Here is a 22,572-nt window from a genome sequence, read left to right as displayed (position 1 = left end):
TCTGTTGGAGCTGGTCGGACGGGTTGGGGTGGTGATTGTGTCGTCAGCGTTTGGGGCGTTTGGTTGGTGGTGTGGTGGGGTCGGTGGTGGGTCGGGTCGTCTCGGTGGCAGGCCGGTTGGGGTTGGTGGTGTGTGGGCTGGTGAGGGCGGCGATGCTGCTGACCGGGGGTGGCAGCCGCCAGTGGCCGGGCTTGTCGGGGTGTGGGGTGGGGGTGAGGCCGTGGCGGGCCAGGGCATCGAGGAGTACCTGTTCGGTGCCCCCGTCACTCCGGCCACCGTTCTGGAGGGTGTTCAGGAGTCTGCCGGTGGGGACGTCGGTCTCGTGGCCGTTGATGGTGATCCGGTCGGTGTCTCTGTACTTGGGGAGGTTGCCGGGTTCGCGGGAGTTGAGGGCTTGGGCGTAGATGCGGTCGGTCCACATGACCTTGTCGCCGGTGGGGGGCAGTCGCCAGTGGCCGGGTTTCGTGGGGTGCGAAATGGGGGTGAGTCCGTGTCGGGCGAGGGCATCGAGGAGCACCTGCTCGGTGCCCGCGGTACTCCGGCCTTTGCTTCGGAGGTTGTTCAGGAGGGCGCCGGTGGGGATGTCGGCGTCGTGGCCGTTGATGGTGATCCGGTCGGTGTCTCTGGACTTGGGTAGGTTGCCGGGTTCGCGGGTGTCGAGGGCTTGGGCGTAGATGCGGTCGGTCCACATGACCAGGTCGCCGGTGGGGGGCAGCCGCCAGTGGTCGGGTTTGGTGGGGTGTGGGATGGGGGTGAGTCCGTGTCGGGCGAGGGCGTCGAGGAGCACCTGCTCGGTGCCCCTGTCACTCCGGCCAACGGCCCGGAGTTTGTTCAGGAGTCTGCCGGTGGGGACGTCGGCGTCGTGGCCGTTGATCGTGACGCGGTCGGTCTCCTCTCGCTTGGGTAGGTTGCCGGGTTCGCGGGTGTCGAGGGCTTGGGCGTAGATGCGGTCGGTCCACATGACCAGGTCGCCGGTGGGGGGCAGCCGCCAGTGGTCGGGTTTGGTGGGGTGTGGGATGGGGGTGAGTCCGTGTCGGGCGAGGGCGTCGAGGAGCACCTGCTCGGTGCCCCTGTCACTCCGGCCAACGGCCCGGAGGGCGTTCAGGAGTCTGCCGGTGGGGACGTCGGCGTCGTGGCCGTTGATGGTGATCCGGTCGGTGTCCCTTTGCTTGGGGAGGTCGCCAGGTTCGCGGGTGTTGAGGGCCTGGGCGTAGTGCTCGTCGGTCCAGTTGGTACGTCGCCGTTCGGTGTCCACGTCGTGCCCTTCCTTGACAGTGGGGTTCTATCGCCATCACGTTGACGTGTCGCACCGCCGTCGGTTCACGGAATCAACCGACCGCGTGCGCCTGGCGGAACTTGTCAAGGCCGGTGCGGCACGGCGTGCTCGGTCCTCTGGGCGGCGACGAACCCGGCCACGGTCACTTCGTCGCCTCCTTGACCCACAGGACCACGGATCGCTTGAGGACATCACGCTCCATCGCCAGCTCGGCGTTCTCCTTACGCAGCCTGGCCAACTCGGCACGTTCGTCCTCACCGAGCCCGCCGGCGGCGGCCTCACCCCGATCCCGCCGATCCTGCGCCACCCAGTTCGCCAGAGTGCCGCTGTTGATCCCCAAATCCCGAGCGACCTGCGCGATCGGCTTACCCGTCTCCCGCACGATCCGCACCGCGCCCTCACGGAACTCCCGGTCGAACCGTCTCCTCGTCTCAGCCATGACCATCTATCCCCTTAGGTCCGGCCTCCACGCTATCGGGGGAACCTCAGTGGCCACTTCCCGAGCGGGGTGCAGACCTTCGAGAAGACCTCGATCGAGGGCGAGACCCGGGGCGAGTGGTACCTGCGGCAGATGCTCGGCTCGGCCAACATCAGCGGCAGCCGGCTGATGCACCTGATGACCGGGAACCTGTCGTTCCAGATCGAGCACCACCTCTTCCCCGACCTGCCGAGCAAGCGCTACCAGGAGATCGCCCCCGAGGTGCGCGCCCTGTTCGACAGGTACGGCCTGACCTACACCACCGGGCCACTGCCCAAGCAGGTCGCCTCCGCCTGGTGGAAGGTCATCCGGCTCTCCCTGCCCAACCGCCGGCCCCGGGTCAGCGGCCTGAGCCGCCCGGCGACGGCACTGCCCGCCTGACCACCCGGCGGCGGGCCGGCCGGCCAGGTGGTCAGCGGCGCGGCGGGCGGCCCCGGCGGGCGCCCCCGGCCGGCGGCCCGCATCGGCCCGCTGGTCAGCGGCGCAACGGCGCGGCGGGCGGCCCGCCGGTCAGCGGCGGGTTGCCTGGCGGCCCTTGACGAAGGCCAGCACGATCATCACCAGGAACGCGATCGCGCCGATGATGACCAGCCAGCGGGCGGCTTCGAGGAGCACCCCGAGCACGATGAACGCCACGGCGACGACACCGATGATCAACAGCATGGCCCGCATGGTCCCCTCCCGGGGTCGTAGTCGCGCCGCGTACCGACCGGCGGCTTCCGATCATGGTTCCCGCCTCGCGGCCCGTCATGCCTGGTAGCTGCGGAAAAATCCGGGGTGGGGGGTTTCAGCGCCGGGCGGGGCCTGCGGCCCTGGCTCAGCGCCGGGCCACGTAGACCGTGTTGGCCGACTCGCCGCCGGTGAGCGGGTTGGGAAAGCTGACGACGTGTGCCTGCCAGGTCGCGAACACCTCGGCCAGGGCCGCGCCGAACTCCTCGTCCGGCGGGTCGTCGGACCAGAGGGCGAAGACCCCCTCGTCGCGCAGGTGGGCGGCGAGCCGCCGCAGCCCCGCCGGGGTGTAGCAGCGGGCGTGGTCCGGGTGCAGCACGTTGCGGGGGGAGTGATCGACGTCCAGCAGCACCGCGTCGAAGCGCCGGCCCGGCTCGTCCGGATCGAAACCGGCCTCGGCCTCCGCGGCGGCGAAGAAGTCCGCCCGCACGAACCGGGTACGCCGGTCGTCGGCCAGCCCGGCGGCGAAGGGGAGCAACCCCTGCCGGTGCCAGTCGATGACGTCCTCGATCGCCTCCACCACCACCAGCGAGCCGACCCGGGGATCGGCCAACGCGGTGCGGGCGGTGTAGCCGAGGCCCAACCCGCCCACCACCACGTTGAGGTCGTCGCCGGTCAGCTCGGCCAGCCCCAGTCGGGCCAGCTCGATCTCGGCGACCGGGAAGAGGCTGGACATCAGGTACTCGTCGTCGAGCTTGACCTCGTACACCTCGGTGTCCAGCGCCGGGTCCCGACGGCGGCGCAGGCTGATCTCGCCGATCGGGGTCTGCCGCCAGGCCAGTTCCTGAAACCGTACGCCCACGTCGTCCCCCGCTCTAGACCGTGCCCGGGACTGTACCGACCCGCCGGAGCGGGTGCACGCAGGGTCGGTGGGATATCGACGCAGCGCTTATCCTGTGCCCCGACCGACTCGCCGGAAGGGATCCGATGCCGTCGCGGCAGGACCAGCTCCACTCGTACCAGTTCACCATCCAGCGGGCGGTCGCGGCCCTGGTCATGCGGGACACCGACCCAGCCCAGTCGCCGTTTCGGCGGCTGGCCGGCGCGGCCCTGGCCAGCGTCCTGGTCGCGGCGATCGGGCTGGGCGGCTTCGCGCTGTACGGGCTCTTCGCCGGTGGCAGCACGAAGTGGCGGGACGAGGGCGCGGTGATCGTGGAGAAGGAGTCCGGGGCGCGGTTCGTCTACCGCGAGCAGAAGCTCCACCCGGTGCTCAACTACGCCTCCGCACTGCTGATCATCGGCGCGGAGCAGCCCAGGACGATCCTGGTCGCCCGCCGGTCGATCGACGGGGTGCCCCGCGGGCTGCCGCTGGGCATCGCCGACGCGCCGGACTCGCTGCCCGCTCCCGACCGGCTCTCCACCGCCGCCTGGACGGTCTGTTCGGTCGACCCGGCCGGCGACGACCGGTCCGGGCCGCGCTCGGCGCTGCTGATCGGGGTGGACCCTCCGGACGGGCGGCAGCTCGGCGACGACGGGCTGCTGTTGCGCCATCCCGACGGCAGCCTGCACCTGCTCTGGCGGCACCGGCGGTACCTGGTCCGGGATCCCGACCGTGTCCTGGCCGCGCTGGCCGCCACCCGGGCCCGCGCGGTGCCGGTCGCACCGGCCCTGCTCAACAGCATCCCGGCCGGTGCCGACCTCGTCCCGCCCGCGTTACCCGAGCTGGGCCGGGCCTCCGCCCGGGTCTCCGGGGCGACGGTCGGCGACGTCTACCTGGTCCGCAACTCCGGCGGCGGCCGGCAGTACGCGGTCGTCGACACCGACGGCCTGGCCGGGATCACCGAACTGCAGGCCAGCCTCCTGCTGGCCCGCACCGGTCAGGGCGAGCCGGAGTCGATGACCCTCGGGCGCTTCGCCGACCTGCCGAAGCTGCCCGACCTGACCCCGACCGGTCCGTCCGCCCCGCCGCCGGCACCACCTCGGCTGGTCACCCCCGACGGCGGCGGGCTCTGTGCCCGGGTGGCCGACGACAGCGGCGTACGCGACCTGCGGCACGGGGTCACCGTGCCGGATCTCGGCACCGCACCGCGGACCGACGACCGTCGCGGCGTACGCGCCGACCACGTGGTGGTCGAGCCGGGGCGTGGTGCCGTCGTGGAGTCCTCGGCCGCCCCGGGTGCCACCGGCGGCGCGGTCTCCGTCATCACCGACCTGGGCCGACGGTACGTGCTCGCCGACGGCGAGGTGCTCGGCATGCTCGGTTACCGCGGCGTACGCCCGCTCCGGTTGCCCGCCGGCCTGGTCAGCCTGGTCCCCGCCGGCAGCCCGCTCGAACCGGCGGCGGCCCGCGCGGTCGCCGCACCCTCGACCGACCGGTAGGAACACCGCCGGTCGGTCGGTCCGCCGGTCCGTCGGGCAGTCGGCCGGTCGGTCCGTCGTTCGTCCCGCCGGTCGGTCAGGCGGTCGGTCCGTCGTTCGGCCCGTCGGTCGGTCAGGCGGTCGGCCCGTCGTTCGGCCCGTCGGTCGGTCAGGCGGTCGGTCAGGCGGTCGGCCCGGCGGTCGGTCAGGTGGTCGGCCGGAGGGTCAGGGGGTCGGGCGGCGCAGGACGGTGACGGCGAAGTCGGCGTCGTCGTGCCAGGGACGCAGGTCCCAGGTGGCGAAGCGATGTTCCCGGCGCAGGCCGGCGGTGACCATGTCGACGTCGAAGGCCGTCAGCGGGTACCCCCGGTCGGTGCCGAAGCCGACCACCACCGGCGCGTCGGGGCGCAGGTGGGCGGCGATCCGAGTCAGCACGGCGGCTTCGGTGCCGGGGGCGACGAAGGTCAGCACGTTGCCGGCGACCACGGCGGCGTCGAACGGCTCCGGCTCGCCGGCTGCGGCAAGGTCCAACTCGGCCAGGTCGGCGACCAGCCAACGGGGCCCGGGATGGTCGGCGCGGGCGGCGTCGACCAGCACCGGGTCGGCGTCCACGCCGACGACGGTGTGGCCCCGGGCGGCCAGCGCGGCACCCACCCGGCCGGTGCCACAGCCGGCGTCGAGGATCCGCGCGCCCGGCGCGACCAGCGCGTCCACCAGGCGTGCCTCGCCAGCCAGGTCGGCACCCTCGGCGGCCAGCTGCCGGAACCGGTCGACGTACCACCGGGAGTGTTCCGGACCGGTGTCGGTGCTCCAACGCGTCGGGTTACCCATGCCGCCACGTTAGCCCGACCCCCGCCGATCGCTGCCAGCCCCCGCCGACCTGGCGGGGCAGGAATGAACTGGCCGGAGAACCGAACCACCTCGCACCCGACTTGCCCTCTTTCCAGGCCTGAGCGGCATGTGTAGTCGACAGAGAGATCTTGCATCAAATGCCAGGGTCTGTTCTCCCACCAACCGGCCTGCTGGTGACGCCCCGCAGACACGAGGACCTGGACCGGCTGGACCGGGCCGCCGTCCAGCCGGCCTGTTGGTGGCGCCCGGCAGGCCCGACGGGACAGGTGGGTGCAGGGCGGTTCGGTTTCCCGTTCACCACGCTCCCGCTCTCCTCCGCGGCTCGCCTCGCTCTCTCCGTATCCGATCGGCGGGTGAATCTTGGACACTTACCGTCCTATTTGGACGGTAAGTGTCCAAGATTCACTACGGAGCCCGCTTTGGGCGGCGATGGGGGCGTGAGGTGGTGGGCTGGGTGGGGGAAATAAGAGGATTGAGGTGACTTGTTCTGGTTCCGTGCCTGTGAGGCGTCTGCACCAGACTCGGGTGATGTGGAAGAAGGGGCCCCTCCGGCCCGGCCTGACCGGCCCGGCCTGACCGGCCCGGCCTGACCGGCCCGGCCTGACCGGTCCAGCGCGGTCCGGCTGGCGTGGACGCGGGGGCGGGGCGACTCGTCTAGAGTCCGCAAGGTGCGGGTTCTGGTCACCGGGGGAGCCGGGTTCATCGGGTCGCACTTCGTGCGTACCCTGCTGACCCGGGGCTACCCGGGCCTGACCGTCTCCGACGTCACGGTGCTGGACAAGCTCACCTACGCCGGCAACCGGGCCAACCTCGCCGGGCTGGACGTCCGCTTCGTCACCGGCGACGTCGCCGACGTGGCACGGGTGGAGCAGGTGCTGGCGGGCCACGACGCGGTGGTGCACTTCGCGGCGGAGAGCCACGTCGACCGGTCGATCCGGGAGAGCGCGGTGGTGACCCGGACCAACGTGCTCGGCACCCAGGTGCTGCTCGACGCGGCGTACCGGCACCAGGTGACCCGGTTCCTGCACGTCTCCACCGACGAGGTGTACGGCTCGATCGCCGTCGGGTCCTGGGACGAGCGGTCCCCGGTCGATCCCCGGTCGCCGTACTCGGCGTCGAAGGCCGGCTCGGACCTGCTGGCGTTGGCCTACCACCGTACCCACGACCTGCCGGTGCTGGTGACCCGCTGTTCGAACAACTACGGGCCGTACCAGCATCCGGAGAAGTTGATCCCACGGTTCGTGACGAACCTGCTCGACGGTCTACCGGTGCCGCTCTACGGCGACGGCGGTAACGTCCGGGAGTGGTTGCACGTCGACGACCACTGTGCCGGTGTCGCGGCGGTGCTGGCCGGCGGTCGGCCCGGCGAGGTCTACCACGTCGGCGGCGGTACCGAGCTGACCAACCGGGAGCTGACCGGGCTGCTGCTGGCCGCCTGCGACGCCGGGTGGGACCGGGTCGAGGCGGTGCCCGACCGCAAGGGCCACGACCGCCGGTACGCGCTGGACAGCACGAAGATCGGCACCGAGTTGGGTTGGCGGCCCCGGGTCGACTTCACCGCCGGGCTGGCCGAGACGGTGCGCTGGTACCGGGACAACCGCACCTGGTGGGAGCCGCTGCGGTGACCGGCGCGGTGCCGGAAGCTGGTCGGGGCCGCCCACGCGCCGGTGCCGGCCGTCAGCCCTTCTCCGCGCCGCTGGTCAGGCCCTCGGTGAGCAGCCGTTCACTGGCGAAGAAGAGGATCACGATGGGCAGGGTGAGCACCACCGAGCCGGCCATCAGCACCGTCTTGGGCACCTCCACGCCGTCGGAGAGCAGCGACAGCCCGAGCGAGACCGTCCACCGGTCCGGGCGGTCCACCAGGAAGAGCAGGGCGAAGAGGTACTCGTTCCAGGCGATCATGAAGTCGTAGAGGGCGACCGCCATGATCGAGGGGGCGGCCAGTGGGAGGCTGACCCGGCGGATGATGCCCAGCCGGCTCGCGCCGTCGATCGCCGCCGACTCCTCCAGGCTGACCGGGATCGTCTCGAAGTAGTTCTTCAGCATGTACACCGACACCGGCAGGGTCTGCGAGATGTAGACAAGCACCAGGCCGAGCAGGGAGCCGCGCAGCCCGGCCCGGGTGAAGACCACGAAGAGCGGGATGGCGATGACGATCGACGGGAACAGGTAGACCGCCAGGAACAGCACGTCGATCTGCCGCCGGCCGAAGAACCGCAGCCGGGAGACCGCGTACGCGCCGGGGATGGCCACCAGCAGGGTCAGCGCGGTGGCGGCCAGCGCGACCACCGCGCTGTTGCCCATGAAGGTCAGGAAGCCCTGGCCGCCGTCGGCCACCGACCGCAACACCTCGGTGTACGTGTCGAAGGTCAGCTCCCGCAGCGGCACCAGCAGGGTGCCCGGCGCCAGCAGCAGCCGCTCGATGGGGCGTACCGAGAGCACCAGCATGTACCAGAACGGCAGCACGGTGATCAGCAGGAACCCGGCGATCACCAGCCGGCGCAGCCACCGCAGGCTGACCGTCTCGATCCGGTCGCGGTCCATCACGACTCCCTCCGTCCGGCGAAGAACCGCAGGTGGATCCCGACGAAGACGAAGAGCACCACGGCCAGGACGACCGCCTGGGCCGCCGCCGCGCCGACGTCGGTACGCGCGGTGAGGAATTCGTAGACCCGGATGCTGACCACCTCGGTGCCGGCGGCCCCGCCGGTGAGCAGGTAGACGTCGTCGAACTTGTTGAAGGTCATGATGAACCGCAGGACGCCGAGCAGGGCGATCACCGGCAGCAGTTGGGGCAGCAGGATGTGCCGGAAGCGCTGGGTGGGGGTGGCCCCGTCGACCCGGGCCGCCTCCTCCAACTCACCGGGGACCGCCTGGAGCCGGGCCAGCAGGAACAGGAACGCGAACGGGAAGTAGCGCCAGGCCTCGAAGGCGATCACGGTGGCCAGCGCGGTGGAGTCCTGGGTGAGGAACGGGATCGCGGCGTCCCAGCCGAGGAACCGCTGCCCCCAGTCGTTGACCAGGCCGAGCTGCGGGTCCAGCAGCACCTGCCAGACGAAGGCCACCGCCACCACCGGGGCCACGTACGGCAGCAGCATCGAGGCCCGGACCAGGGTACGGCCCCGGAACGGCCGACGGACCACCAGCGCCGCCACCAGCCCGATCAGGATCGAACCGCCGGTGGCGCCGAGGCTGTAGAGCAGGGTGGTCCAGAGGGTGTCGGCGAAGCCCGGAGTGTTCAGCACCCGGGTGAAGTTGTCCAGGGTGAACTCGCCGAAGAGCCCGGTCCTGCGCAGCGTGGCCAGGCGTACCCGTTGGAAGGCCAGGACCACGGTCCAGCCGATCGGGATGCCGACCACCGCGACCACGACGAGCAGGGTGGGCGCGACCAGCGCCAGCCCGGCCCGCGACTCCCGGCGACGCAGGGTCAGCGGTCGGCGGCCGGCGTGGGGCCGCTGTCGTGGCTCCGGCGGCGCGGTGGTGGTCACTTGACGCCCGCCGTGATCGCCTCGACGTCCCGGGTGGCCCGGCGGGCCGCCGCCGCCGGATCGGTGCGTCCGCCGATCACCTCGGCGAGCGCCTTCGGCACCGGCAGCTCACCGAGGATCGCCCCGACCAGGTCGCCCTGGCCCTGGGTCAGTCCCCACCGGCTGAACGTGTCCGGGCTGCGGCGCAGCTCGGCCAGCACCTGCTCGCCGTAGACGTCGACCAGCGGCCGGCGGGTGTCCACCCCGGCGGGGCTGGTGTTCCAGGCGTCGAGGAACTTCTGTGGTTCCTGTGCGGTGCCGGTGCGCACCGGCACCCGTCCCTCCGGCGACATCCCGATCCAGCGCGGGTACGCCTCGCCGAGCAGGTGCTCCACGAAGGACCGGGCCGGTTCGGTGACCGCGCCGTCGAGCACCGCCCAGGAGCTGATCTCGCCGTACTGGGCCGGCGCGGTGCCGGCGGGGCCCTTGATCGCGGTGACGAAGCCGCTGTTGCGGGCCAGCCAGGTCGGGTCGGCCTGGCACTGCGGGCAGGTCGGCCGGGCGTCGGCGCGCAACCCGGCCAGCTCGTCCAGGACGAACGGTGACCAGAGCAGCATGGCTGCCCGGCCGGCGAAGTAGGTGGCCCGGGTGGTGTCGACGTCCTGGGCGCCGGGCACCGACGCGGTGCGCATCAGCTGGCCGTAGAAGCCGAACGCCTCGACGCACTCGGGGGAGTCCAGCCGGACCGCCCCGGAGTCGTCGGTGAGCTGGCAGTTGTTGGCAAGTGCCAGGTGCTCGAAGGTCTGCTGGGTGAACGTGTCGCCGGGTGCGGTGGCCGCGGTGATGCCGGCGACGCCGCCGGTGTTCAGCCGGGCCGCGGCGGCGGCGATCCGCTCGTACGTGTCGGGGGCCGGCAGTCCGGCGGCGTCGAAGAGGTCCTTGCGGTAGACCAGCAGCTGCCCCCAGCCGTCGCTGGGCACCGCGAGCTGCCGGCCGTCGTCGCTGGTCAGCTCCAACGCGCGGGGGGAGAAGGTGGCCCGGCCCAGGGTGTCGACTATCCGACCGTTGGCCTCGGGGTGCAGCAGCTCGTTGCTGGCCAGGGTGCGTACCCCGGCGAGGGAGACCGAGCCGACCACGTCGGGCAGGTCACCGGCGGCGGCGCTGGTGGCGATCAGGGCGGGGAACCGGTCCTCGTTGACGGTCACCAGGTTGACCTTGATCCCGGTGCGGGCGGTGAAGTCGGCGATGATCGCCCTGGTGGCGGTGACCCGGTCGGCCACGTCCTCCAGGCTCCAGACGGTGATCTGGTGACTGTCGCTTTTCGGCGCATCGTCACCGCAGGCCAGCAGAGTGCCGGCGGTCACTGCCATGATCAGGGCGGCGGTGAGCGTCCGCTTCGGAGGGGATGACATCGGCGGCACTCCTCTCAAGGGGCACATGTCGGATTCAACGCTCCGCATTGATCAATGACAAGACATATGGCGATTTTTTGTTCTACGATGGAGTCCGGTACTTCCGGGATGTGACTCATGGGCAATTACGTCGTTTCACTGGCCGGGCCCCGACGCGTCAGCCTCGAGCCCTGTCCGACGGAACCGCTCGGCCCCGGGCAGGTCCGGGTCCGCACCCGCTACTCCGGGATCTCCGCCGGCACCGAACTCACCCTCTACCGGGGCAGCAACCCCCGGCTGAGCAAGGACTGGGACGACGTCAGCCGGATGTTCGTGCCCCGGCCCCGTGACGTCGTGCCGTACCCGCTGGTCGGGTTCGGCTACGAGGAGGTCGGCGAGCTGGTCGAGGTGGCTCCGGAGGTCACCGACCGGCATCCGGGGCAGATCGTCTGGGGCATCTGGGGGCACCGCGCCGAGGCGGTGCTGCCGGCCGAGGCGGTCACCCCGCTGGCCGCCGGGCTCGACCCGCTGGCCGGGGTCTTCGCCCGCCCCGGCGCCATCGCGCTGACCGCGGTGCTCTCCGGTGACCTGCACCTGGGGGACTGGGTGGGGGTGTTCGGCCAGGGCGTCATCGGGCTGTTGGCCACCCGGCTCGCGGTGCTCTCCGGGGCCCGGGTGGTGGCCGTCGACCGGTTCGCCAGTCGGCTCGACGTCGCCACCGGCTACGGCGCCGGTCTGGTCGTGGCCGCCGACAGCGAGTCCGCCGCCACCGTGCTGCACCGGGTGACCGACGGCCGGGGCGCCGACGTCTGCCTGGAGCTGTCCGGGGCGTACCCGGCGTTGCACGAGGCGATCCGGTCCACCACCCAAGGGGGCCGGGTGGTGGCGGCCGGTTTCTACCAGGGTCAGGCCGTCGGCCTCGGCCTCGGTGAGGAGTTCCACCACAACCGGATCCACCTGGTGGCCGCCCAGGTCTCCGGGCCGACCCCGGTGCCCGCGCTGGCCGGCCGCTGGACCGGCGCCCGCATCGCACACACCTTCATGGACCTGGTGGCCGCCGGCAGCGTCGACCCGCTGCCCCTGGTGAGCCACGTCGTCGACGCCCGCGCCGTGGCCGACGCGCTGGCGTTGCTCGACCACGGTGCCGGTGACGTCCGCCAAGTCGTGCTGGAGTTCCGATGACACTCTCTCTCGCCTGCCAGGAGCAGCTGCTGCCCGGCGACACCCTGGAGCACAAGTTCGCCCTCGCCACCGCCCTGGGCTACCAGGGCATCGAGCTACGCGGGCGGGGTGACCTGCACTTCGCCCGCCGCCGACCCGAGCTACGCCGGGCCGCCGCCAACGGGGTGGTCATGCCGACCGTCTGCGTCGAGATGGACCACTTCATCGGTGACTTCGACCCCGCGCGCTCCCACGACGCGCTGGTCAACCTCCGGTCCCAGCTGTCGGTGCTCGCCGAGCTGGGCGGGGCCGGGGTGTGCACCCCGGCGGCCTGGGGGATGTTCTCCCGCCGGCTGCCGCCGTTCGAGCCGCCCCGCTCACCCGCCGGCGACCGGCAGGTGCTCGTCGACGCCCTGGGCGCGCTCGGCGAGCACGCCCGCGCCGAGGGGGTCACCCTCTTCCTCGAACCCCTCAACCGGTACGAGGACCACATGGTCAACCGGTTGGCGGACGCGGTGGCGCTCTGCGCGGCCGTCGGGTTGCCCTCGGTACGGGTCGTGGCGGACACCTTCCACATGAACATCGAGGAGGACGACGTCCCGGCGGCGCTGCGGGCCGCCGCGCCGTACCTGGGCCACGTGCAGGTGAGCGACTCCAACCGGTACCAGCCCGGCGCCGGTCACCTGGACTGGCGGGCGCTGCTGCGTACCCTCGACGAGCTCGGCTACCCGGGTTGGCTGGCGCTGGAGTGCCGGCTGCGCGGCGACCCGGTCCGGGCCCTGCACCAGGCGGCCACCGTGCTGCACAACGCCGAGCCCCGGCGGGCCGCCGCGTGACCGGGCCGTCCACCATGGCGGGGATCGATCCGGGCGGTACGCCGCCGACGGGTGCCGCCGAGCTGCGGGCGCTGGCCGTGGCCACCCTGGAGGGCAACTGGGAACACGACCACACCGTGCCCTCGCGCACCCTCTACCCGCACCAGTGGAGCTGGGACTCGGCGTTCATCGCCCTGGGCTGGGCCCACCTGCGTCCCGACCGCGCCTGGCGGGAGCTGCGTACCCTCTTCGCCGCGCAGTGGGCCGACGGGCGGGTGCCGCACATCGTGTTCAACCCCGCCGCCCGGGTCGGGTCGTACTTTCCCGGGCCGGACTTCTGGGACTCGGCGGTGGCCGACGGGGCTCCGGCGGTGGCCACCTCCGGCCTGGTCCAGCCGCCGGTGCACGCGCTGGCCGCGTGGCTGGCCTACCGGCGGGCGCCGTCGGCAACCGCCCGGTCGGCGTTGCGGTGGCTCTACCCGCGTCTGGTGGCCCAGCAGCGCTACCTGACCGGGGCACGGGACGTCGGCGGTGCCGGGCTGGCCGCCATCGTGCACCCGTGGGAGTCCGGGCTGGACAACAGCCCGGCCTGGGACGAGCCGCTGGCGGCGGTACCGGCCGACGCCGCAGTGCTGCGGGCGTACCGGCGGCACGACACCACGCACGCCGACGCCGCGCACCGCCCGACGGACCTCGACTACGCGCGGTACGTGGCCCTGGTGGAGTCCTACCGTGCCGGGCGTTACCGCGACGAGGGCCTCGTCGGACGGCATCCCTTCCTGGTCGAGTGTCCCCTGGTCAACACGGCGCTGGGGGCCGCCGAGCACGCGCTGGCCGAGATCGCCACCGTGGTCGGCGTCGACCCGGGTGGGCACCGCGAGCGGGCCGGGCGGATCACCGCCGCCCTGGTCGAGCGGCTCTACGACCCGGTCACCGGCACCTTCCACCCGCGTGACCTGCGCACCGGCCGGCTGGTCCCGGCGCGCACCGCGCTCGGCCTGGTCCCGCTGCTCCTGCCGGACCTGCCCGCCGGTCAGGTCGAGGCGGTCCTGACCGAGGCCCGCTCACCACGCTTCGGGCTGGCCGCCCGGATGGACCGGCCGTTGCCCAGCCACGACCGGACCGCGCCGGACTTCGAACCGCTGCGGTACTGGCGCGGGCCGAGCTGGCTCAACCTCGGGTGGCTGCTCTGGCAGGGGCTGCGCACCCACGGCCGGCCCGAGCTGGCCGCCGGGCTGGCCGCGTCGATGACCGCTCTGGTGGCCACCGCCGGCTGCCACGAGTACTTCCACCCGGACACCGGGGCCGGTCTCGGCTCGCCGCGGTTCGGCTGGACCGCGGCCCTCCTGCTGGACGTCCTGGCCACCGGCTAGGCTGCCGGGTCGTGGCAGGTCTGTTGAGGAACGTGGCGGCGACGATCAGCCGGGTGGCCCGAGGTGGGGCCGTGCCGGCGCAGCGGGGTGTGCCGACTCCGGCCCGGGTGGCCCGGCCCCGGCAGGTGTCGGCCCTGCAACGCCGGCAGCTCACCTACGCACCGGAGTTGGACGGGCACGCCGACCCCGGCGAGGTGGTGTGGACCTGGGTGGCGTACGAGGACGACCCCCGGCAGGGCAAGGACCGTCCGGTGCTGGTGGTGGGCCGGCAGAGCCGTACCCTCTTCGGGTTGATGCTCTCCAGCCAGGACCGCGACGGCCAGCGGCACTGGCTCGCGCTGGGCCCGGGGGAGTGGGACCGCGACAACCGCCCGAGCTGGGTACGCCTCGACCGGGTCCTGACCATGCGCGAGGACGGCATCCGGCGGGAGGGCGCGGTGCTCGACCGGGCCCGGTTCGACCGGGTGGGTCAGGCGCTGCGCGCCGGGTACGGCTGGCAGTGACCACCGCCGTGGTGGCCGGGACCGGTCAGTAGTCGGCGAGCTGCCGGGCCGACCGGGTGCCGCTGAGGCTCTTGGCCCGGTACATCTCGGCGTCGGCGCGACAGAGCGCCTCGGAGAGCTGCGCCGCCCCGGTCACCGGGGCCAGGCCGACCGACGCGGTGACCCGTAGGCTCAGCGTGCCGAGCTGGATCGGCGCGGCCATCGCCTCGCAGAGCCGTCGGCTGGCGTGGTCGAGCCACCGCCGGTCCACCGTGGGGCCGACCAGCAGCCCGGCGAACTCGTCACCACCGAGCCGGGCCACCAGGTTCTCCCCGGCGAAGGCGGCCAGCCGTTGCGCGACGTTGATCAGCACGTGGTCACCGGCGGCGTGTCCGTACCGGTCGTTCACCTGCTTGAAGTCGTCGAGGTCGAGGACCACCGCGATCAGCGGTGTGCCGGCGGCGTCGGTGAGCAGCGTCGCGGCCAGCCGGTAGAACGCCCGCCGGTTGGGCAGCCCGGTGAGCGGGTCGTGGCTGGCCGCGTGGCGTTCGGCGGCAAGTTCGGCCTGCAGGAGGGCGATCTCCGACTCGGCGCGGACCGCACGGCGACGCAGTTGCCAGGCCGAGAGCAGGGCCCCGGCGGCGGAAACGCCGGACGCGACGGTCAACGGATCCGGCACGGGACCTCCCTTCGCCGCAGCTCCCTCAGGCCTCGGCGGGCGGCGGTCGACGCACCGGGCCGGGCCTTGTTTTCCCTGGTCAATACCGGTCCAGGGGTCACTCTGAGTGAACGGACACCTACACCCACGTTCGGCTATCATGCTCCCTGTCCAATGCAGATGCAATAGCAGATGCACGTGCATTTGAGTCCGGGTTCAAACGCTTCCTCGCCGACTCCGCTCCTCCCCACGGCACCGGCAGGCTCTGGAAAGAAAGACGCCTCATGCAGCCACCACCGAACGGCGTTCCCACCAGTCAGCTCCCACCGTTGAGCTGGCAGAAGAGCCGGCGCAGCAACCCGAGCGGCAACTGTGTCGAACTCGCCGAGCTGCCCGGCGGTACCGGCATCGCGCTGCGTAACTCCCGACACCCCGAGGGACCCGCGTTGATCTACACCGTGGACGAGATCACCGCGTTCGTGTTGGGCGCCCGAGACGGGGATTTCGACCACCTGATCGGCTGAGCGCCCGGCTCACCCGGCGTGCAGAACACGGGCACCCAGGGAGTTCTCCTCACCGTCGGTCCATGGCATGCTTACACGTCGGTCGGGCCCAGGCCCGACCGGCGGTGGCAGGCGGAGGGGCGGCACGTGACGATGGTTCCAGTCGAGGGCGGTCCGGCGACCGGCCCCACCGTGCTACGCATGCTGCTCGGCGCCCAGTTGCGTCGGCTGCGCGAGGGACGGGGGGTCACCCGGGAGGGTGCCGGCTGGGAGATCCGCGCGTCGGAGTCCAAAATCAGTCGGATGGAGCTGGGGCGGGTCGGCTTCAAGGAACGCGACGTGGCCGACCTGCTCACCCTCTACGGCGTCACCGACCAGCAGGAGCGTGAGGCGCTGCTGAAGCTCGCCCGCGACGCCAACAACCCTGGCTGGTGGCACCGCTACGGCGACGTGCTGCCCACCTGGTTCCAGTCCTACCTCGGGCTGGAGGCAGCCGCCGCGCTGATTCGCAGCTACGAGGTGCAGTTCGTCCCCGGCCTGCTGCAGACCCGGGAGTACGCCCGCGCGGTGGTGCTGCTCGGCCACCGCCGGGCCGCCACCGACGAGCTGGACCGCCGGGTCGACCTGCGGATGGAACGCCAGCAGCTGCTCCGCCGCCCCCGGCCGCCGCAGCTGTGGGCGGTGGTGGACGAGGCGGTGCTGCGCCGGCCCATCGGCGGGCCGGAGGTGATGCGGGGTCAGCTGACCGCGCTGATCGAGGCCACCCGGGCGGCGCACATCCGACTGCAGGTCATCCCCTTCGACGCCGGTGGACACGCCGCCGCCGGCGGGGCGTTCACCATCCTGCGCTTCGGCGACCAGGACCTGCCGGACATCGTCTACATCGAGCAGTTGACCAGCGCGCTCTACCTGGACAAGCGCGAGGACCTGGACTACTACGCGGTGGCCATGGAACGGCTCTGCGTCGAGGCCGAGCCGCCGGAGCGTACGCCGGAGATCCTCACCCGGATCCGGGACGAGCTCTACCGCTGACCTGTCGGTCACTGGTGGGCGATGGGCCGGACCAGGCAGACTGGAACATCATGTCGCCGTTCACCCCCGCGCTGCGCCTGCACGGCCGGTACGTCCTGGCCGAACGTATCGGCCTGGGCGGGATGTCCGAGGTGTGGCGGGCCGACGACGAGGTGCTGCACCGGCCCGTCGCGGTCAAGGCCCTGGTGGCGCAGTTCGCCGTCGACCCCCAGCTGCGGGCCACCATCGGGCGCGAGGCCCGCACCGCCGCCCGGCTCACCCACCCCCACATCACCCAGGTGTACGACTACGGCGAGGCGACGCTGGCCGGCGGCGTCGTCGTGCCGTACCTGGTGATGGAGCTCGTCGAGGGGGTCAACCTCGCCGACCGGCTCGCCACCGGGCCACTGCCCTGGCCGCAGGCGGCCCGGCTGGCCGGTCAGGTGGCCGCCGCCCTGGCCGTCGCGCACCGGGTCGGGGTGGTGCACCGCGACATCAAACCCGGCAACGTGATGCTCACCGAGACCGGGGCGAAGGTCCTCGACTTCGGCATCGCCGCCCTCGCCGGGCCGCACCCGCTCGCCAGCGCCTCCGGTGAGCTGTTCATGGGCACCCCCGCGTACACCGCGCCGGAGCGGCTGACCCCGGGGCCGGCCGACCCGGCCAGCGACGTGTACGCCCTCGGCGCGCTGCTCTACCGCACCCTCACCGGCCGCACCCCGCTGCCGGTGCGCAGCTTCACCGACGCGATCGAGGCGCACGCCCGGCGTACGCCGGTGCCACCGCCGGCGGTCCCCGGTCTGCCCACCGAGCTGGCGGCGCTGGTGATGGCCTGCCTGGCCGAGGAGCCGGCCCGCCGGCCGAGTGCCGCGCGGGTGGCCGCCCGGCTCGGTGCCGCCGGCCCGACCGACGCGCCCACCGCGGTCGTTCCGGCGACGGCGGCCAGCCAACCGCCGACCCTGGTCGAGCGGGTCGCCCGTCCGTCCGCCCGGCCCGCCCCGGCCGGTGTCCCGGGTCGTCCCCGGTCGGGGCTACGGCTGGTAGGTGTGCTCGCGGCGGTGGCCCTGCTGGTGCTGGCCGGTTTCGTGGGGGCGTTCGGGCTGGGCGGGGAGCGGGACCGTTCGGTCGCCGGGACCCCCAGCACCGCCCCGTCGGCGCCGGCTCCGGCGTCCCGTCCGTCGACCCCGGCAGGCCCGGCGACCTCGGCTCCGGCACCGTCCAGGTCGGCACCCTCCGCCGACGCGTTCGGCATTCCGCGCACCGCCGCCGGGGTGGCCGCCGAGTTCGTCGCGGTGCTGCTGCGCGCGCAGCTCAGTGGCGACATCGACCGCCGCACCGCCGACGAGTTGCGGGACCGCGCCGGCCGGCTGATCGGCAGCCGGCCCAAGGACGTGGAGAAGCGCGTCGAGGACCTCACCGAACGCATCGATCGGGCCGCCGAGCGTCAGCAGATCGGTGCGGCCACGGCCGAACGGTTGCGTGACCTGGCGGACGCCTACGGTGACCTGCGCGACGACGAGGACGACGACTAGCGCCCCGCCGCCGACGACGGCCCGCTCCGCCCTCGGCACGCGGCGGCGCGGGGCCGTACGGTAGCCGGGTGGATTTCTGTGCTGGGTCTCGAAGCCATACGGTTGTCTCATGATCAGTGGGTGGCAGTCGTGGGCGGCCGACGGTGGCAGTGCACCGCCGTCGGGTGGGATCACCGGGTACGTCGTCGGTCTGATGGAGACCCTGGGCGGGCCGGGCGCCGGCCTGGCCGTGGCGCTGGAGAACCTCTTCCCGCCGATCCCGAGCGAGATCATCCTGCCGCTGGCCGGGTTCACCGCAAGCCAGGGCAGGATGAGCCTCTTCGGGGCGATCGCCTGGACGACGCTGGGCGCGGTGGTGGGCGCGCTCGCGCTGTACTACATCGGCGCGCTGCTCGGCCGGGACCGGATGCGGGCCATCGCCGAGAAGCTGCCCCTGATCAAACTATCCGATGTGGACCGAACCGAGGCGTGGTTCATCAAGCACGGAAAGAAGGCCGTCTTCTTCGGCCGGATGATCCCCATCTTCCGTAGCCTCATCTCCATCCCGGCCGGGGTGGAACGGATGCCGGTGGGCACCTTCCTGCTCTACACCACGGCCGGCAGCCTGATCTGGAACACCCTCTTCGTGCTCGCCGGCTACTTCCTCGGTGAGAACTGGCACCTTGTGGAGACGTACGCCGGTGTCTTCCAGAAGATTGTCATCGTCACCTGCGTGGGTGCCGCCGGGTGGTTCGTGGTCTCCCGGATCCGCCGTGCCCGCCGGGGCGACGACGCCGCCGTCGACGCCGGGGTCCAACCCGCCACCGGGTACGACCTCGGCCCGGACCTCGGATCGGATGTCGAACCGGTGTTCGGCACCGGTGCCGAGGACCGCCGGGGCGGTTCTGGTCAGCCACCCGCCGGCACGGTGTACCGCAGCCAGTGGGCGGCCTCCGGCGATGACGCACCCGGCGGCTGGCCCGGCCACTGACCCGTCCGCAGTTCGGTCCGCCGGTCGGTGCGCGGGTCGGTGGGTGCGTGGGCCGGTGGATGCGTGGGCCGGTGGATGCGCGGGTCGGTCGCTGCGTGGGCCGGTGGGACTTCCGGAGAGTTCCGGTAGCTGTTGCCGGCCGGCCGTCGGCGGTGTCGCCGACGGCGGTGGGTTCATCGGCGACGGTGACGCCGCACGTGCACGGCAGGGCTGGGACGCTGCCGGGCAGCGGTCGATAGTTTCCGGAAGTCGTTGACGCTGTGGAAACACCGCTGTAATACTTCCAATCATTCAGGTCGATGTTATCCGCCTTGTCGGACATGACGCGATCCTGCCCACCACCACCCGCCAGACCGGCTTCGTCGATCCGCTCGGGGCGTCCTCCGGACCTGGCAGAAGGGGCATCAGATGAGCAAGAAGTCTGCCGAATCCCGCCAGCCCCACCGGCTGCGTAACGCGCTCGTCGTCTCGGCCGTCGGCCTGCTGACCGCGGTGGGTGCCGTGGTCCTGCCCGGTGGCACCGCCAGCGCCGCGAGCACCCTCGGCGCGTCCGCCGCCGAGCAGGGCGGCCGGTACTTCGGCACCGCCGTCGCCGCGAGCCGGCTGAACGACTCGACGTACACGACCATCCTGAATCGCGAGTTCAACCAGGTCACCGCCGAGAACGAAATGAAGATCGACGCGCTGCAACCGCAGCAGGGCCAGTTCTCGTATGGCAACGCCGACCGGATCGTCCAGCACGCCCGCAGCCGGGGCATGCAGGTACGGGGACACACCCTGGCCTGGCACTCGCAGCAGCCCGGCTGGATGCAGAACATGTCCGGCAGCACCCTGCGCAACGCGATGCTCAACCACGTGACCACGGTCGCCACCCGCTTCCGCGGCCAGATCGCCTGGTGGGACGTGGTCAACGAGGCGTTCGCCGACGGTGGTAGCGGCGCCCGGCGCGACTCCAACCTGCAGCGCACCGGCAACGACTGGATCGAGGCCGCCTTCCGGGCCGCCCGCCAGGCCGACCCGAACGCCTCGCTCTGTTACAACGACTACAACATCGACAACTGGAACGACGCCAAGACGCAGGCCGTCTACCGGATGGTTCAGGACTTCAAGAGCCGGGGCGTGCCGATCGACTGCGTCGGCCTGCAGTCGCACTTCACCGGCGGCTCGAACTACCCGAGCAACTACCGCACCACGCTGTCCAGCTTCGCCGCCCTCGGCGTCGACGTGCACATCACCGAGCTGGACATCCGCAACGCCCCGTCCGAGGCGTACCGCAACGTGGTGAACGACTGCCTCGCGGTCGCCCGCTGCAAGGGCATCACCGTCTGGGGCATCCGTGACTCCGACTCGTGGCGCTCCAACGAGAGCCCGCTGCTCTTCGACGGTTCCGGCAACAAGAAGGCCGCCTACAACGCGGTGCTCACCGCGCTGAACAGTGGCACCGGCAACCCGACCACCCCGCCGACCAACCCGCCGGGCGGAGGTGGCTGCACCGCCTCGATCACCCCCGGCCAGGTCTGGGGCGACCGGTACAACACGTCGGTGACGGTCAGCGGCGCCAGTAGCTGGTCGGTGGTCGTGGCCATCACCTCACCGCAGAGGATCTCCTCCACCTGGAGCGGCAGCCCCAGCTGGGACGGCAGCGGCAACGTGATGACGATGCGCTCCAACGGCAGCGGCGACACGTTCGGGTTCACCACGATGATGAACGGCAACTCCAGCGCCCGCCCGACGATCAGGTCCTGCACCGCCGGCTGACCGGGTCGCCCACGATCCGCCCTGAGACACCGCACCGTCGGACCGTGCCGAGCAGCCCCGGCTGCCCGGCACGTTCCCGTGCGTGGCAACCGAGTCCGTTTCGCCGGTCGGTGGGCGGCGCCCGTGCCGCAGGCTGGCGGGCCGACCTCAGTCCCGCCGGTCGGTGGGCCGTCGTCTGCCCCGCCGGCCGGCGGGCCGATGTCCCGATTCCGCCGGTTGCTGAGCTGTCGTCCGTCCTGCCGGTCGGTGGGCCGATCCGGACCGTCGGCGCAACGGTGATCCAGGCGACCTCGCCCCCGGAGCCGCGCTTCGCAGCGGGTGGGCAGTTCGTAGATCTTGGACACTTACCGTTCAAATAGGACGGTAAGTGTCCAAGATCTACCGCTTCGGTACGGGCGGGGCGGGTTGCGACCGCGTGGTGGGGGCGCGTTGCCACCGGGACGTCGGCGGCGGCTGGACGAGCTCCGCGTCGGCACCTGTCCGGGGCCCCGCTCTCTTTCGGTGGTCGTGACACCCGGCCAAATCAAGGACAAAACGGTCGTCACGCATGTCGGCAAGTGTCGGATGTCGTCCGCGAACCCGTCCGAGACCACTACGACAAGGACGTCGCCGTCTGCCGGTCGGGCGCGGGGTCGGACGGCGTGGCGCACCCGTAGGCGGCCGAGCGCCAGGCTGACTTCGCCGCCGCTCTGTCGCACCGGCATGTCGCCGCGCTCGACGCGTTGGTGACCGCCTGGCGGGGCCAGGGGGCGGTCCATCTGCCGGGTGGTCTGCGGGTGGTCCGACGTGACGGGCGGCTCGTCGTCGAAGACCGGTGATTCCGGGTCGTCGGTCGGCGACCTCGACGTCCGGTTTTCCGGGGAGTCTTCGGGTGATTCAGGGCCGAATGTCGGGTTCGTGGGGCCGGAATGGGTGCGGGCCGGGGGTCGTTACACCCTGCGTACGACCGAGTAGCTCGGCGGTTCGGCCTGCGGGCCGGGCCGGGTGGGCCCGCCGGGGAATGACGGTGGGTGGTCGGTCGTTGCATCTGGACCCGGCGCGGTGAGCGGTGTTCTTCTCTGCTCCCGGTCGGCGGGATCTTTCCCCCTTGTCTTGTTGGTGGGCGCCTCGTGGTGCTCGCATCCGCACCGGTGTTTTTCCCCTTGTGGTGTGGGTGTCGACCCCCAGGTTGGAGCTTTCTCATGACGACGATCATTCGTAGGAGTGTGTTGGGTATTGCGGGTCTGGCGGTTGCCGGTGGTCTGGCGGCGGGTCCGCTGAATCATCAGGACGCCACCCCGGTGACGTCGGGTCTGGCTCCGGTGGCTGCGGTGCAGGAGTCGAAGCCGGACACGGCGGCTCTGCTGCCGCATGGTGAGCCGTCGGGTCAGTCGCGTATCGAGTTGAACGACGAGCAGGTGGCCAACACGAAGGAGATCATCGCGGCGACGAAGAAGGCCGGGATGGACGAGCGGGCCGCGGTGGTGGCGATCGCTACCAGTTTGCAGGAGTCGAAGTTGGAGAACCTGGGTCATCTGGGTGACCGTAACGACCATGACTCGCAGGGCTTGTTCCAGCAGCGTCCGTCCAGTGGTTGGGGGACGGTGGAGCAGATCACCGATCCGCAGTATGCGACCACGGCGTTCCTGAAGGGTCTGAAGCAGGTCGATGGCTGGGAGGACATGTCGTTGACCAGGGCCGCGCAGACGGTGCAGGTGTCGGCGTTCCCGGACCACTACGCGCAGTGGGAGAAGCAGGCCGCTGACCTGGTCGCCGAGCACTGGAACAGCTGACCCCCGCGATACAGGCTCAAGGCCGACTGGCCGGTACCCCCCACCC

General features: G+C 71.9%; 21 protein-coding genes and 2 pseudogenes. 14 read left to right on the top strand and 9 right to left on the bottom strand.

Translation table 11 applies throughout. From position 1 onward, the window contains the following. Positions 1–43: 43 nt before the first annotated feature. Entirely contained in the window at positions 44–1,255 is a 1,212-nt protein-coding gene (locus GA0070617_RS17965) for a hypothetical protein (RefSeq protein WP_091439500.1), read from the bottom strand. Between the two features lie 163 nt (positions 1,256–1,418). Beyond that, positions 1,419–1,715, bottom strand: coding sequence for a transposase (locus GA0070617_RS17960; protein WP_091446604.1), 297 nt, complete (start codon positions 1,713–1,715; stop codon positions 1,419–1,421). A 45-nt stretch (positions 1,716–1,760) separates the two neighbouring features. Here GA0070617_RS17960 and GA0070617_RS17955 point away from each other — a divergent pair. Further along, positions 1,761–2,135, top strand: a pseudogene (locus tag GA0070617_RS17955) (fatty acid desaturase family protein); the annotation flags it as partial. 129 nt (positions 2,136–2,264) lie between these two features. Here GA0070617_RS17955 and GA0070617_RS29960 read toward each other — a convergent pair. Together GA0070617_RS29960 and GA0070617_RS17950 are read right to left on the bottom strand one after the other, a co-directional pair. Next, a complete protein-coding gene (locus GA0070617_RS29960; RefSeq protein WP_175440381.1) occupies positions 2,265–2,417 on the bottom strand; it encodes a hypothetical protein in 153 nt (50 codons plus the stop codon). A 154-nt stretch (positions 2,418–2,571) separates the two neighbouring features. Then, positions 2,572–3,285, bottom strand: coding sequence for a polyamine aminopropyltransferase (locus GA0070617_RS17950; RefSeq protein WP_091439498.1), 714 nt, complete (start codon positions 3,283–3,285; stop codon positions 2,572–2,574). Positions 3,286–3,410: 125 nt separating this feature from the next. Here GA0070617_RS17950 and eccB point away from each other — a divergent pair, with 125 nt between their 5' ends. Next, entirely contained in the window at positions 3,411–4,802 is a 1,392-nt protein-coding gene (eccB, locus tag GA0070617_RS17945; protein ID WP_091439496.1) for a type VII secretion protein EccB, read from the top strand. A gap of 204 nt (positions 4,803–5,006) precedes the next feature. Here eccB and GA0070617_RS17940 read toward each other — a convergent pair whose 3' ends face one another. Beyond that, entirely contained in the window at positions 5,007–5,612 is a 606-nt protein-coding gene (locus GA0070617_RS17940) for a class I SAM-dependent methyltransferase (RefSeq protein ID WP_091439494.1), read from the bottom strand. A gap of 689 nt (positions 5,613–6,301) precedes the next feature. On the opposite strand from GA0070617_RS17940, the gene rfbB reads away from it, so the two are divergent. After that, the gene (gene rfbB / locus GA0070617_RS17935; RefSeq protein ID WP_091439491.1) at positions 6,302–7,258 is read left to right on the top strand and encodes a dTDP-glucose 4,6-dehydratase; all 957 of its coding nucleotides are present in this window, start codon (positions 6,302–6,304) and stop codon (positions 7,256–7,258) included. 52 nt (positions 7,259–7,310) lie between these two features. On the opposite strand, the gene GA0070617_RS17930 is transcribed toward rfbB, so the two are convergent. Genes GA0070617_RS17930 through GA0070617_RS17920 form a run of 3 tightly spaced genes read right to left on the bottom strand, consistent with a single transcriptional unit; the run spans position 7,311 to position 10,512 of the window. After that, complete coding sequence (locus tag GA0070617_RS17930; protein WP_091439488.1) at positions 7,311–8,177, bottom strand: carbohydrate ABC transporter permease; 867 nt, start codon at positions 8,175–8,177, stop codon at positions 7,311–7,313. Next, positions 8,177–9,121: a carbohydrate ABC transporter permease gene (locus tag GA0070617_RS17925; protein WP_091439484.1), complete on the bottom strand. Its 945-nt coding sequence runs from the start codon at positions 9,119–9,121 to the stop codon at positions 8,177–8,179. Before GA0070617_RS17925 ends, GA0070617_RS17930 begins: the two co-directional genes overlap by 1 nt. Beyond that, positions 9,118–10,512, bottom strand: a complete 1,395-nt coding sequence (locus GA0070617_RS17920) for an ABC transporter substrate-binding protein (protein ID WP_091439481.1) — start codon at positions 10,510–10,512, stop codon at positions 9,118–9,120. Before GA0070617_RS17920 ends, GA0070617_RS17925 begins: the two co-directional genes overlap by 4 nt. Positions 10,513–10,629: 117 nt before the next feature. On the opposite strand from GA0070617_RS17920, the gene GA0070617_RS17915 reads away from it, so the two are divergent. Genes GA0070617_RS17915 through GA0070617_RS17900 form a run of 4 tightly spaced genes read left to right on the top strand, consistent with a single transcriptional unit; the run spans position 10,630 to position 14,343 of the window. After that, a complete protein-coding gene (locus GA0070617_RS17915; RefSeq protein ID WP_091439478.1) occupies positions 10,630–11,673 on the top strand; it encodes a zinc-dependent alcohol dehydrogenase in 1,044 nt (347 codons plus the stop codon). After that, complete coding sequence (locus tag GA0070617_RS17910) at positions 11,670–12,488, top strand: sugar phosphate isomerase/epimerase family protein (RefSeq protein ID WP_091439468.1); 819 nt, start codon at positions 11,670–11,672, stop codon at positions 12,486–12,488. The genes GA0070617_RS17915 and GA0070617_RS17910 overlap by 4 nt, the downstream gene beginning before the upstream one ends. Before the next feature lie 14 nt (positions 12,489–12,502). Next, positions 12,503–13,840, top strand: coding sequence for an MGH1-like glycoside hydrolase domain-containing protein (locus GA0070617_RS17905; RefSeq protein ID WP_091446603.1), 1,338 nt, complete (start codon positions 12,503–12,505; stop codon positions 13,838–13,840). A gap of 11 nt (positions 13,841–13,851) precedes the next feature. After that, positions 13,852–14,343, top strand: a complete 492-nt coding sequence (locus GA0070617_RS17900; protein ID WP_091439465.1) for a type II toxin-antitoxin system PemK/MazF family toxin — start codon at positions 13,852–13,854, stop codon at positions 14,341–14,343. Positions 14,344–14,368: 25 nt separating this feature from the next. Here the strand turns inward: GA0070617_RS17900 and GA0070617_RS17895 are convergent, their stop codons facing one another. Further along, a complete protein-coding gene (locus tag GA0070617_RS17895) occupies positions 14,369–15,001 on the bottom strand; it encodes a GGDEF domain-containing protein (RefSeq protein WP_091439462.1) in 633 nt (210 codons plus the stop codon). A 263-nt stretch (positions 15,002–15,264) separates the two neighbouring features. Between GA0070617_RS17895 and GA0070617_RS17890 the strand changes: the two genes are divergently transcribed. The 7 genes and pseudogenes from GA0070617_RS17890 to GA0070617_RS17860 all read left to right on the top strand — a co-directional run bounded on the left by GA0070617_RS17890 (position 15,265) and on the right by GA0070617_RS17860 (position 22,526). Next, a complete protein-coding gene (locus GA0070617_RS17890) occupies positions 15,265–15,504 on the top strand; it encodes a DUF397 domain-containing protein (RefSeq protein WP_091439461.1) in 240 nt (79 codons plus the stop codon). A 132-nt stretch (positions 15,505–15,636) separates the two neighbouring features. Further along, positions 15,637–16,515: a helix-turn-helix domain-containing protein gene (locus tag GA0070617_RS17885; RefSeq protein ID WP_373868413.1), complete on the top strand. Its 879-nt coding sequence runs from the start codon at positions 15,637–15,639 to the stop codon at positions 16,513–16,515. 50 nt (positions 16,516–16,565) lie between these two features. Further along, entirely contained in the window at positions 16,566–18,026 is a 1,461-nt protein-coding gene (locus tag GA0070617_RS17880) for a serine/threonine-protein kinase (RefSeq protein WP_091439456.1), read from the top strand. Between the two features lie 109 nt (positions 18,027–18,135). Further along, the gene (locus GA0070617_RS17875; protein ID WP_229688574.1) at positions 18,136–18,996 is read left to right on the top strand and encodes a DedA family protein; all 861 of its coding nucleotides are present in this window, start codon (positions 18,136–18,138) and stop codon (positions 18,994–18,996) included. A 408-nt stretch (positions 18,997–19,404) separates the two neighbouring features. Next, a complete protein-coding gene (locus GA0070617_RS17870; protein ID WP_091439453.1) occupies positions 19,405–20,754 on the top strand; it encodes a glycoside hydrolase family 10 protein in 1,350 nt (449 codons plus the stop codon). Positions 20,755–21,437: 683 nt separating this feature from the next. Continuing rightward, positions 21,438–21,572 (top strand): annotated as a pseudogene (locus GA0070617_RS17865) (TilS substrate-binding domain-containing protein); the annotation flags it as partial. A gap of 363 nt (positions 21,573–21,935) precedes the next feature. Then, entirely contained in the window at positions 21,936–22,526 is a 591-nt protein-coding gene (locus GA0070617_RS17860; RefSeq protein WP_091439449.1) for a hypothetical protein, read from the top strand. Positions 22,527–22,572 lie beyond the last annotated feature (46 nt).

The organism is Micromonospora yangpuensis (genome assembly GCF_900091615.1).
Lineage (GTDB): Bacteria > Actinomycetota > Actinomycetes > Mycobacteriales > Micromonosporaceae > Micromonospora > Micromonospora yangpuensis.
Note: the sequence above shows the minus strand (reverse complement) of the source record. Positions and strands in the feature narration are given on the sequence as shown.